Source organism: Neomicrococcus lactis (genome assembly GCF_014200305.1).
GTDB classification, from domain to species: domain Bacteria; phylum Actinomycetota; class Actinomycetes; order Actinomycetales; family Micrococcaceae; genus Neomicrococcus; species Neomicrococcus lactis.
The window spans coordinates 817,434-829,069 of the sequence record NZ_JACHBL010000001.1 but is presented as its reverse complement, the minus strand read 5'-3'; the positions used below and the strand labels follow the sequence as shown (position 1 = coordinate 829,069).

The 11,636-nt window shown below is 59.5% G+C and carries 10 protein-coding genes; 4 read left to right on the top strand and 6 right to left on the bottom strand.

What is annotated here, in order from left to right; genetic code table 11:
* Positions 1–36 precede the first annotated feature (36 nt).
* Together rpsD and BKA12_RS03815 are read right to left on the bottom strand one after the other, a co-directional pair.
* Positions 37–663 (bottom strand): 30S ribosomal protein S4, encoded by a 627-nt coding sequence (rpsD, locus tag BKA12_RS03820; RefSeq protein WP_183640778.1) that lies wholly within the window; start codon positions 661–663, stop codon positions 37–39.
* A 147-nt stretch (positions 664–810) separates the two neighbouring features.
* Positions 811–2,232: a replication-associated recombination protein A gene (locus BKA12_RS03815; protein WP_338087418.1), complete on the bottom strand. Its 1,422-nt coding sequence runs from the start codon at positions 2,230–2,232 to the stop codon at positions 811–813.
* Between the two features lie 52 nt (positions 2,233–2,284).
* Here BKA12_RS03815 and dtd point away from each other — a divergent pair, with 52 nt between their 5' ends.
* Complete coding sequence (gene dtd / locus BKA12_RS03810) at positions 2,285–2,725, top strand: D-aminoacyl-tRNA deacylase (protein WP_183640772.1); 441 nt, start codon at positions 2,285–2,287, stop codon at positions 2,723–2,725.
* Between the two features lie 88 nt (positions 2,726–2,813).
* Here the strand turns inward: dtd and aspS are convergent, their stop codons facing one another.
* Positions 2,814–4,625 (bottom strand): aspartate--tRNA ligase, encoded by a 1,812-nt coding sequence (aspS, locus tag BKA12_RS03805; RefSeq protein WP_183640768.1) that lies wholly within the window; start codon positions 4,623–4,625, stop codon positions 2,814–2,816.
* A 155-nt stretch (positions 4,626–4,780) separates the two neighbouring features.
* Between aspS and BKA12_RS03800 the strand changes: the two genes are divergently transcribed.
* On the top strand, positions 4,781–6,049 hold the full coding sequence (locus BKA12_RS03800; protein WP_338087417.1) for an APC family permease: 1,269 nt from the start codon (positions 4,781–4,783) through the stop codon (positions 6,047–6,049).
* Positions 6,050–6,077: 28 nt separating this feature from the next.
* On the opposite strand, the gene hisS is transcribed toward BKA12_RS03800, so the two are convergent.
* Complete coding sequence (gene hisS / locus BKA12_RS03795; protein WP_183640764.1) at positions 6,078–7,439, bottom strand: histidine--tRNA ligase; 1,362 nt, start codon at positions 7,437–7,439, stop codon at positions 6,078–6,080.
* A gap of 216 nt (positions 7,440–7,655) precedes the next feature.
* Here hisS and BKA12_RS03790 point away from each other — a divergent pair, with 216 nt between their 5' ends.
* The gene (locus tag BKA12_RS03790; RefSeq protein ID WP_338087416.1) at positions 7,656–9,239 is read left to right on the top strand and encodes a DUF349 domain-containing protein; all 1,584 of its coding nucleotides are present in this window, start codon (positions 7,656–7,658) and stop codon (positions 9,237–9,239) included.
* 854 nt (positions 9,240–10,093) lie between these two features.
* Positions 10,094–10,387 carry a hypothetical protein gene (locus BKA12_RS03785; RefSeq protein WP_183640754.1) on the top strand — a complete coding sequence of 98 codons (294 nt, stop codon included), beginning with the start codon at positions 10,094–10,096 and terminating at the stop codon, positions 10,385–10,387.
* A gap of 280 nt (positions 10,388–10,667) precedes the next feature.
* Here the strand turns inward: BKA12_RS03785 and BKA12_RS03780 are convergent, their stop codons facing one another.
* Both BKA12_RS03780 and BKA12_RS12485 read right to left on the bottom strand, forming a co-directional pair.
* Complete coding sequence (locus BKA12_RS03780; RefSeq protein WP_338087415.1) at positions 10,668–11,333, bottom strand: recombinase family protein; 666 nt, start codon at positions 11,331–11,333, stop codon at positions 10,668–10,670.
* A gap of 87 nt (positions 11,334–11,420) precedes the next feature.
* A complete protein-coding gene (locus BKA12_RS12485; protein WP_083411136.1) occupies positions 11,421–11,627 on the bottom strand; it encodes a GDCCVxC domain-containing (seleno)protein in 207 nt (68 codons plus the stop codon).
* Between the last annotated feature and the right edge of the window lie 9 nt (positions 11,628–11,636).

The following is an 11,636-nucleotide window of genomic DNA, read 5'->3' as shown; positions in this document are numbered from 1 at the left end:
GTTGCATCATCAAAGATGACGCTAAAAAGCTCAGTTTTAGCGAGCGTAGTATTCGACCACGAGCTGCTCTTCGCAGGTTACAGGAACCTCAGAGCGCTTTGGACGGCGAACCAACGTAGCCTGAAGGGATTCAAGCTTGACGTCAAGGTAACCCGGAACTGCAGGAAGAACGTCGCGGTGTGCACCGGCGGCAGCAACCTGGAATGGGGTCATGGTCTCAGAGCGTTCGTGAACGTGAACCATCTGGCCTGGCTTGACGCGGAAGGACGGGATGTCCACGCGTGCGCCGTCAACCATGATGTGGCGGTGCACAACGAGCTGACGAGCCTGGGAGATCGTGCGAGCAAAGCCGGCGCGAAGCACCAAGGCGTCGAGACGCATTTCCAAAAGCTCAATGATGTTTTCACCAGTCAAGCCAGCGGTGCGCTTTGCTTCTTCGTACACGCGAGTCATCTGAGCTTCGCGGATACCGTACTGAGCACGCAAACGCTGCTTCTCGCGAAGACGCACTGCGTAGTCGGAGTCAGCCTTCTTGCGGGCACGGCCGTGCTGGCCGGGACCGTAGGGGCGACGCTCCATGTACTTTTCTGCCTTAGGAGTCAAGGCAAGACCGAGGGCACGCGAAATGCGAACCTTACGGCGGGCACGGGTGTTGTTAGCCACGTGTTTCCTTTTCTGTACTTGCGGTGTGTGTCATATCTGGCCTCCCGTACGGAGAGTGAGGGACAACCGCTGCCCTCGTACTACAGCACAATGCCACCTTCAAAAAAGGGGATTTGCTTGCCAGCCGAGGATCAATCTTACCAGAAACTAACGCAGGATTTGGCGGATGCGCTCGAGCCGTTCCCCAATGGCGCGTTCGGCTCCATTCGCGGTGGGTTGGTAGTAGTCCTTGCCCACTAAATCGTCCGGCGCGTACTGCTGATGAGCGATGCCGTGAGGCTCATCGTGCGAGTAAATGTAGCCCTTCCCGTGGCCTAATTGTTTGGCACCCGGATAGTGCGCGTCCCGCAAGTGGGCCGGAATTCCGCGGCCCTTCCCCGCGCGCACATCACTGATGGCCTCACCGATGGCGTTGTAGGACGCGTTCGACTTCGGCGCGGTGGCCAGATGAACCACGGCTTGCGCCAGAATGATCCGTGCTTCGGGCATGCCCACCAGCTGTACCGCTTGGGCCGCCGCAACGGCTGTTTGCAGTGCGGTGGGATCAGCCATGCCAATATCCTCGCTAGCACTAATCATGAGGCGCCGCGCAATAAAGCGCGGGTCCTCCCCCGCCTCCAGCATTTTCGCCGTGTAGTGCAACGCCGCATCAACATCAGAGCCGCGGATGGACTTGATGAAAGCACTTGCGGTGTCGTAGTGCGCGTCCCCGTTCTTGTCGTAGCGCTGCACGGCGGCATCCATGGCTCGCTCGGCGTGCTCGGCGGTGACTTCCACTACGACGACGCCACTCGCGTCCGCGCTCTTAGGCGTTCCGTTGGCATGGGCCTCGCCCCACGCGACGCCGGCCGCGGCTTCGAGCGCGGTCAGGGCGCGTCGAGCGTCGCCTCCGGAGAGCCGAACAATGTGTTCGAGCGCCTCGGGAGTTAGTTGGACGCTTCCCGCTAGCCCGCGTTCGCTCGTGACGGCGCGCTCAATCAGTTCATGAATGTCTGCAGTTTCAAGCGGCTTGAGTGTGAGCAGCAGGGAACGCGAGAGCAAGGGAGAAATCACGGAGAAGCTGGGGTTCTCCGTCGTGGCCGCCACCAAAACCACCCAGCGGTTCTCGACGCCCGGAAGCAACGCGTCTTGCTGCGCCTTGTTAAAGCGGTGGATCTCATCGAGGAACAGCACGGTGGTGATGCCACGCAGGTCGCGGTCTTGGAGCGCCTGATCCATGACGCGGCGAACATCTTTCACACCAGCGGTGATGGCGGAGAGCTCAACGAACTTACGGCCTTCGCGGTTTGCGATGACGTGAGCAAGCGTGGTCTTTCCCGTGCCTGGAGGACCCCAAAGAATGACGCTCGTCGGTCCTGCCGGTCCCCCGGTGTCTTCACCCGCTAGCTGGCGAAGCGGAGCGCCTGGCTTGAGCAAGTGTCGCTGGCCCGCAACTTCGTCCATGGACTTGGGGCGCATGCGCACAGGCAGCGGCAAGCGAGGCCTACGGGACGTAGTGCTGGCGCTGGAAGCCGAGCTGGCGTCGTCGTAATCCTCATCCTCAATATCCGACGAAAACAAATCACTCACCGTTCAACCCTATCGGCACCGGCGCACGGAAAATATTCGATACCGTGTCAGGGTGAAAGCTGTTACCCAAAGAGTGACCCAAGCGTCGGTGAACGTGGTGGGAGAAGTTGTTGGAGCGATCGATGAACCGGGCGTGCTGGTGCTGCTGGGCGTGACGCCCGCGGATACGCAACGTCAGGCGGAAGTGCTGGCGGAGAAGATCTGGAATCTGCGGATGCTGGAGGATGAGGCATCGTGCGCCTCGACCAACGCTCCCCTGCTGGTGGTCAGCCAATTCACGCTCTATGGCGATGTGCGCAAGGGCCGCAGGCCGTCCTGGACGAAGGCCGCCGGGCGCGATCACTCGGAACCGCTGTACGAATACTTTGTGGAATACCTGCGCAAGCTCGGCGCGCGCGTGGAAACCGGCGTATTTGGCGCCGAGATGGAAGTGTCACTCGTGAACTCAGGGCCGTTCACGCTGATTGTGGATACGGACGACCTTCCGGCATAGCCCGCCATGTTTCCCAAAGTATCAAGAGACAACAATGGGCAGGTTCTCAAGTTCACTATGAACTCGGGAACCTGCCCATCATTTATGCCTACTTGGCGTCAGCTGCTTCTGCTGGAGCCTCGTCCGTCTTGACGGACTTCTTGACCTCAGGCTTGAAGTCAACGCCGGCTTCCTTACGCTGCTGTGGCGTAATAGGAGCTGGAGCTGCGGTCAGCGGATCGTAACCACCGCCGGTCTTCGGGAAGGCGATGACTTCGCGGATAGATTCTTCGCCAGCGAGCAAAGCCACTACACGGTCCCAGCCGAAAGCGATGCCGCCGTGAGGAGGAGCACCGAACTTGAAGCCCTCGAGCAGGAAGCCAAACTTCTCATTCGCTGCTTCCTCGTCAATTCCCATGACCTTGAAGACGCGTTCCTGAACTTCGCGCTGGTGGATACGGATGGAACCGCCACCAATTTCGTTGCCGTTGCAGACGATGTCGTAAGCGAAGGCCAGTGCGGAGCCTGGATCGGTGTCGAAGGTGTCCATGAATTCTGGCTTCGGGGACGTGAACGCGTGGTGCACAGCGGTCCATGCACCAGCACCCACGGCAACGTCGCCAGCGGCGCGAGCAGCGTCAGCAGCTTCGAAGAGCGGTGCGTCAACAACCCATACGAATGCCCAGTCCTTGGGGTCGATCAAACCGGTGCGGTGACCGATCTCCACGCGGGCTGCGCCGAGGAGGCCACGGGAGCTGGAAGCGTCGCCGGCTGCGAAGAAGACGCAGTCGCCTGGCTTGGCGCCAACGGTTGCGGCGAGGTTCTCGCGCTCCCAATCGGTGAGGTTCTTGGCCACTGGGCCCGTAAGCTCACCAGTTTCCTGGATGAGCACGTATGCGAGGCCCTTAGCGCCGCGCTGCTTGGCCCATTCCTGCCACGCATCGAGCGTACGGCGAGGCTGGGAAGCGCCGCCTGGCATGACCACGGCGCCAACGTATGGAGCCTGGAACACACGGAAGGTGGTGTCCTTGAAGAATTCGGTCAGCTCGGTGAGCTCGAGTCCGAAGCGGAGGTCTGGCTTGTCAGAGCCGTACTTCTCCATGGCCTCGGCGTAGGTCATGCGGCGGATCGGGGTTTCGATCTCAACGTCAATGAGCTTCCAGAGTGCCTTCACAATGGACTCGCCCAAAGCAATGATGTCTTCTTGATCCACGAAGCTGGCTTCAATATCCAACTGCGTGAATTCTGGCTGACGGTCTGCACGGAAGTCTTCGTCGCGGTAGCAACGAGCGATTTGGTAGTACTTCTCGAAGCCACCCACCTGCAAGAGCTGCTTGAACAGCTGTGGAGACTGGGGCAACGCGTACCAGGATCCCGGAGCCAAGCGAGCTGGAACCAAGAAGTCGCGAGCGCCTTCTGGAGTGGAGCGGGTCAGCGTTGGGGTTTCGATTTCGGCGAAGCCCTGCTCGTGGAGCAAGTTGCGTGCCACCCGGTTGGCTTCGGAGCGAAGCAACATGTTGCGGTGCGGGGTGGGGCGACGCAAGTCGAGGTAGCGGTGGCGCAAGCGAGCCTCTTCGCCTACCTCTACGTGCTCGTCCACCTGGAACGGCAATGGAGCTGCAGTGTTCAACACCACAACTTCGTCAGCGATAACTTCAACGTCACCGGAAGCGAGGGCAGCGTTTTCGTTGCCCTCTGGGCGACGCTCCACCTTTCCGGTGATCTTCAGAACGAACTCGTTGCGCAAGTGGTGGAAGTCCGCCTCATCACGAATCACGATCTGAGCCACACCGCTGGCGTCGCGCAAATCGATGAAGGCCACACCTCCATGGTCGCGACGACGGGCTACCCAGCCCGCAAGAGTGACGGTTTCCCCAATGTTCTCCGCCCGGAGTGTGCCCAGGCCATGAGTGCGCAGCAAAGCTGTCCTTTCGAAACAGTGGAAGCAACAGGGCGCAAAATTGGCGCGCGCAAGTTGCCGTTGCAGTAGTTTCCCATGAGTTTACCGGTTCTCGAGGACCCGTAAGTCTCCCACGGTTCACTTTGGGGCCACTCTTACTCCGTATCATGACCCTCGTGACCACTACATCTCCCTCCCTCGACCGCAGCCTGAGACTCTTCGACGCCGTCAATTTGGGGGTGGGGTCCATGGTGGGCGCCGGCATCTTCGTGGTGCTCGCGCCGGTCGCTGCACTGGCTGGATGGAATTGGTGGATCGCCGTGTTGCTCGCTGCGGTCACGGCGGTGGCGAACGCACTGGCCGTGGCGGCGCTGTCCATGAAGCACCACAGTAGCGGTGGCGCGTACCTCTATGGCAACCGTGAACTCGGCCCGGTTGCCGGATTCATTGCGGGCTGGGGTTTCGTCACCGGCAAAACTGCCTCTTGCGCCGCGATGGCCTACACGGTTGGCCTCTATTTGGCGCCAGGCTATGCCGTTTACCTCGGCCTTGCGGCCATCCTCGTGGTCACAGCCATCAACTTGCTCGGCATCACGCGCACCGCATTCGCCGCCCGCCTCGTGGTGATCCCGGTTTTCCTACTTCTATTGACCTTGGCTCTCGTAGCGCTGACAGGGCCTTCCTTCCAGTACGACGACGCAGCTCGACTCACTGCCTCACTGGCCGGATCGCCGTGGCTGGTTTTCCAGGCCGCGGGGTTGATGTTCTTTGCATTTGCCGGTTACGCACGTATTGCCACGATGGGTGAAGAAGTGCGCGATCCCAGCCGGAACATTCCGCGGGCCATCTTCGGCGCCTTGGGTATCACGTTCGTGATTTATGCGCTGGTGTGGATAGCGTCGGTGCACCGGGTGGGCATCGTGGCTCTTGGAGAGAGCAAGGCCCCATTGGTAGAAGTCTCCCGCGCTGTGGGCTGGCCCGAGTGGTTGGTACCGGTCGCTGCTGGCGTTGCGGCTTTCGGGGCTTTGTTGGCTCTTGTTGCCGGTATTTCTCGAACCGCACTTGCAATGTCTCGCGAGGGAGATCTCCCTCAAGCGTTTGGCGGCATTAGCGCGTCACATCATGTGCCGTGGTTTGGACAGATCATGGTGGCACTTCTTGCGGCAGTGCTGATTATTGCCACGAATCCCACCACGATCATTGGTTTCTCAAGCTTCGGCGTGCTCTTGTACTACGCGATTGCCAATGCCTCGGCGCTCAAGCTCTCGGGCAGCGAACGTCCACGCTTCTCGCCGAAGTGGCTCAATGTTCTGGGCTTGGCGCTGTGTTTGGCGCTCGTGATCACGTTGCCACTGACCAGCATCTTGGTGATGGTAATGGTCTTTGCGGTCGGTCTTGGGTTGCGCTGGCTTTTGCAACGCAGCCCAAAACCGACAGAGGGCTAAACCGTCAGCGGTCTAGTCCGTCAATGGTCTAGGCCGTGGCCGAGTCCGTGGTTGGACGAAGGATTTGCGGGTGCATGTCCTCAGCTGGAGGCATCCAGGTGGCCGGGTCAGCCTGAACCTGTTCACCCGAGCGGATGTCCTTGACCTCGTGGCCCTTCTCAGCGCTCGTGAACCAGACGAACGGAATGCCGCGACGGTCAGCGAACTTGATCTGCTTTCCGAACTTCTCGGCGCTCGGGGCAACCTCAACCGGGATGCCGCGTTCACGAAGAGCGGTCGCTACATCCTGAGCCTGGTTCCATGAGTCATCGTTTTCGAGCGTCACCAAGACGGCGGTTGGAACCGAACGGTTCGCCAAGAGCGTCTGAGTAGCCAAGAGGCGGGACACCAAACGGGACACGCCGATCGAGAGTCCCACACCTGGATACGTCTTGCTGCCCTTGCTGGCGAGGGACTCATAACGTCCACCGGAGCAGATGGAGCCCAACTGTTCGTGACCGGTGATCATCGTCTCGTACACAGTGCCGGTGTAGTAGTCCAGCCCGCGAGCGATCGCGAGGTCGGCCACAATGCGTCCAGGGGAACGCTGAGCGGCGGAGCCCACCACTTCAGCCAGCTCGGCAAGACCTTGATCCAAGACCTCGTGGGAAACGCCGAGTTCGCGAACGCGCTCTACGAAGCTCGTGTCCGGAGTGCGGATGCTTGCGAGGGCCAGAGCCTTCTCAGCCTGCTCGTCCGTAGCACCGACTTCGCTCATCAAGAGTTGCTTGACCTTCTCGGCACCGATCTTTTCGAGCTTGTCGATGTTGCGCAACACGCCCGCCGTGTCAGTGAGACCAAGACCCAAATAGAAGCCTTCGGAGAGCTTGCGGTTGTTCACACGAACAGTGAAGTCACCGATGTTGAGGTTGGTCAGCGCCTCGATCATGACGAGGGCGAGCTCAACGTCATAGCGGAATGGCAACGAGCCGTCACCCACGATGTCGATGTCTGCCTGCGTGAATTCGCGGAATCGGCCATCCTGAGGACGCTCGCCACGCCACACCTTCTGCATTTGGTAACGGCGGAACGGGAACGCCAAGTAGCCGGCGTTCTCTACGACGTAACGGGCGAACGGCACCGTGAGGTCGAAGTGGAGGGCGAGAGCGTTCGGGTCCGTTGCCGAGATCGCTTCGCCTTCGCCGGCTTGCAAACGGCCAACTCCGTACACTTCCTTGTCGATCTCGCCCTTTTGGAGCAACTGACCAACGGGTTCCACTGCTCGAGTTTCAATGTTGGAGAAACCGTGGAGCTCAAAGGTGCGACGCAAGACGTCCAAGAGATGTTGTTCCACGAGGCGCTCTGCTGGCAACCATTCGGGAAATCCTGACAGGGAGGCTTTGCGTGCCATTAAATTGATGCTCCTTACATGCGACATTATCGTCGTCGTCTTTCGGCCTCCCCATTCTATGTCCAGCCTGCGATTGTTCTTGAAGTTGGCACTTCCGGTGACGAACTAAAGACTGTTCTCACAACAAGCGAGAATAAAGCGCCGAGAATCGGTAAAGTGGGCGTGTTAGTTGGCACACGAACTCGTGAGCCTTCCGAGAATGAGAGAGTTATAGCGGTGACTACAAGTCAGCAATCCGACGATTTCAACCAGTCGAACGAAGCTTCGTCGACGGAATCGCCGACGTCAGAAGAGACCAACGTAACGGCAGAAGCGGAAACGCAAGCTGCGGCGTCGTCCTCCCCCGAAGAAGTATCTGCACCAGAGGCGACTCCTGTGGCGGAGCCCGTAGCGACGGAGCCTGAAGAGGCCACCGCAACTGAAGAGGTGACCGAGGCGCCTGCAGCGAAGCCAGTTGCAACCCCTCACCCGTCGCCTGCTGCGGTCAAGCCAGCAGAAGAGAAGCCCGCGCAGGCACCCGTGGCCGCACCACCGGCTTACTCCACGCCTCTTGACGAAGCAGAGAAGTTCGCCCGCGTTACCGAGGACGGCCACGTTTTCGTGATCGTCGATGGTCAGGAATTCCCTGTGGGCCAGTACCCGGACGCAACCAAGGAAGAGGCGCTCGCTTACTTTGTGCGTAAGCACGACGACGTCGTTTCTCAGGTCATGTTGTTGGAGCAGCGCATTGTTGCCAAGGCTCCAGCTGGCGACATGAACAAGGCAGCCGAGCACCTGTCCGCTTTGGTGGCAGAGCGTTTGATGGTTGGCGATATCGCCGCTCTCGAATCTCGTTTGGAAAATGTGAAGTTGGCGATCTCCAACCTTCACAACGAAGAGCGCAAGAATCTTGAAGAGCGCCGCGCGAAGGAACTTGAGTCCCGCGAAGCAATCGTCTCCGAGGCTGAAGAGATTGCTGGCAAGGACCCATCGCAGATGATGTGGAAGAACGCTAGCGCTCGCATGACGGAGCTTTTTGATGCCTGGAAGACGGCTCAGAAGTCCGGCCTGCGCTTGGGCAAGGCCACCGAGGACGAGCTGTGGAAGCGCTTCCGTGGTGCACGCACCACGTTTGACCGTCACCGCCGCGCGTACTTCAGCCAGCTCGATGCTGACAACACGGCAGCCAAGGAAAAGAAGGAATCCTTGATTGCTCGCGCAGAAGCTCTCCAGAACTCCACGGACTGGGCTGCTACGGCAACCGAGTACCGCAAGCTCATGGATGAGTGGAAGCAGTCCAAGCGTGCGTCCCGCAAGGACGACGACGCTTTGTGGTCCCGTTTCCGCGCAGCGCAGGATGTCTTCTTTGAGGCTCGCCAGGCTGCCAACAAGGCTGTCGAGGCAGAGTTCGAAGTCAACTTGAAGGTCAAGGAAGCGTTGTTGGAAGAGGCTCGCGCCATCCTTCCCGTGAAGAACCTCAACGAGGCCAAGAAGAAGCTTGATTCCGTGCGTGAGCGCTGGGAAGCTGCTGGCAAGGTTCCTCGTAAGGACATTCAGCGCATCGAAGCCGGCCTTCGCCAGGTTGAGGCCGAAATCAAGGGCGTCGAAGACGACCAGTGGCGCCGTTCCAACCCTGAGAAGAAGGCTCGCAGCAACTCCATGCTGTCCCAGCTCGAAGATGCCATTGCAGATCTTGAAGATGATTTGCAGAAGGCTAAGGCTCAGGGCAACGAGAAGAAGATCAAGCAGGCAGAAGAGGCTCTTGCCGCTCGCCGTTCTTGGTTGGAAACCTTGACGCGTTCTGCCAAGGATCTTGCCTAAGCCTTATTAGAGGTCCTGTAGCAAGAGACGTCAGCGTCACTTAGCTACTGCGGAAGCGGGTTCACTCATTGAGTGGGCCCGCTTCTTTTTGTCTATGCACACCCTGTTTCCAACGCGGCGTTGTCTTGGGGTGGCTTGTGAAAAAGTGAAATATCCGACGATAGTGCGATTTCCTGCCAAGTGCAGCCGTTGACCAGCATTCTTTCCGGCTTGTAGCGCTGGGCCTGATCTTCGTAGGCCTTGTTTATTGCAAAGCCCGGAGGCCATTACTTTGGCGTACACGACAGGCGATACATCAAGAACCTCTACAATCCAGGGCTACATCCGCGCCTCGGGCGGCGTCTTCCATGCGATCGTCTGCGGACCGCGGGAACATCCTCATCCAATCGCCTTGACAAGACTTGCCACTTCAGAAGGTAATCAGTTCCAATCCACAGTGAGGTGGATCACATGATGAGGGGGATCAGTGGTTCAGGACGTGAACGAAAAACCCAAGCGATCAAAGCCCGGTCGAGCGTCAATCGCTTTGACAAGCGCTCTCGCCTTATCCCTTTTTGCCGCTCCAATAGCCGCATATGCTGCAGAGTCACAATACGCAAATTCAACATCTCGTATTGAAGATTCATACGCCGCTTCAAGCATAATTGGGTCGCACACTGGTGGGCGGGGGTTCGTCTCTGGCAACGCATCCCTCTTGTACGCGCAAGTCGAGACCCGATCCGCCAGCACCTACAGCATCCTTGCCTATGCCGTAGGCCAATATGGAGGACCGGTAACCATGACGCATGCTCCTTATAGCAACTCATGGAGCTTGTGCAAATGGTACTTAGACGATTAGCAGCTCTGCTCCAGCTGTGGTGCCAGCTTTGGTCGTTTGTGCTGCCGCAGCCCTCCTGTTTGCATCACAGGAAATCTGGTGGGCGCCCGTCGCCGGACGTATCACTGCGGGAGCGATTACAGTAGCCGTCATCGTCGTGGGAAGACTCCAGTACGACGAGCAGTACTACCGCAATATCGGGGTAGTGCCCTGGTGGGAAATCGTCGTAATAGCGAGCTCGCAATCCATGCTTTCATACGCCTTCGTAGGTATGGTCATTGCCAGCTTAGTGATAAAAGCTGGCGCCCGACGCGGAAACATGAGCCCCTAGGCGTGTTCGGAGTGGAGTGCGGCGCTACGGAATTTCTCAAGGTGAATGGGGCCAGTGGGAGTTAGGCGGCTGCTTCTGTGTGGGTTTTCTGGGATGGTTTGTTGATTCATGCCGCGCCTGGGACCCGCTGCGTCCCACGCGTCGTGCTTCGTCCAGACTGAAAAAACCCTTGTGCTCCGGTCCAGTGGGACGGCGACGGCACGTCTTGGACCATGGGGAACTGTCCCGCCTTCACCGAGGCTGACACGGGGTCTTGGTAGTAATGGGGACGGATTGAGCGCTAAGCCTCCAGGGTCGCTTTGGCGGTGGGGCGCCGTCCGATGCTTGCCTTGTCGAGGTGCCCGTAGATGGTGGAGCGCGGGACCTGGAGGAGGTCGGCGATGCGTTGGACCGTATGGGTCCCCGCGTCGTAGAGCTGCTGGGCGTGGTGGGCCTGGTCGGGGGTGAGTTTCGGGCGTCTTCCTCCTGTTCGCCCGCGGGCGCGGGCGGCGGCGAGTCCGTCGCGGGTGTTGGCGACGATGAGTTCTCGTTGCAGTTCGGCCAGGACTGAGAGCATTCCGAACATCGCACGTCCTTCCGCGGTCGTGGTGTCGATGCCCTGCTCAAGGACACGTAATCCCACACCACGCTCGCGGAGGGCCGCACCGAGGGTCACCAGGTGGAGCACCGAGCGTCCGAGCCTGTCCAGGCGGGTGATGACCAGCTGGTCGCCTGCGCGGTTGGCCGAGGCGAGGGCCTTGTCGAGCTCGGGCCTGCTGGCCTTGGCACCGCTGGCATGGTCGAGGTAGATGTTTGCCGGGTCGACGCCGGCGCGGGCCAGGGCATCCGTTTGGTGGTCAGGGTTTTGGTCGGCGGTGGAGACCCGCGCGTATCCGATCAACATGTGTCGATAATACCGGTGCTGCATGGTTTGACGACGTTGATTTCCGGCACGGATTTCAGACATTGTTTCCGCGGCGTGTCGCCGACAGGTTCGGGATGTCGTCAAATGACCGTTTCTCGACATGCTACGTCCAGTCGCGGTGTATCCCGCTTAGAGCAGACCCCGCTCCTGCTGTTTGGGTGGGCAGGGAACCGTTCCATAGGAGCAGAAAACGCAGCAGTCCCCCACCGCTGGGCGTAGACGCTCCCCGCAGCCGGGGCATACCCAGAAGAACTGGCATGCGTCGGTCGGCATCTGAACGGAAGTGGCTACGCCGCACGACGGGCACGACACCACGGAGTTTAATTCGACGGACATCTCTAGGCT

Excerpts from the sequence above, each read along its gene's own strand:
- hisS (WP_183640764.1), bottom strand. The coding sequence starts at position 7,439 with ATGGCACGCAAAGCCTCCCTGTCAGGATTTCCCGAATGGTTGCCAGCA.
- BKA12_RS03780 (WP_338087415.1), bottom strand. The coding sequence starts at position 11,333 with ATGTCTGAAATCCGTGCCGGAAATCAACGTCGTCAAACCATGCAGCAC.
- BKA12_RS12485 (WP_083411136.1), bottom strand. The coding sequence starts at position 11,627 with ATGTCCGTCGAATTAAACTCCGTGGTGTCGTGCCCGTCGTGCGGCGTA.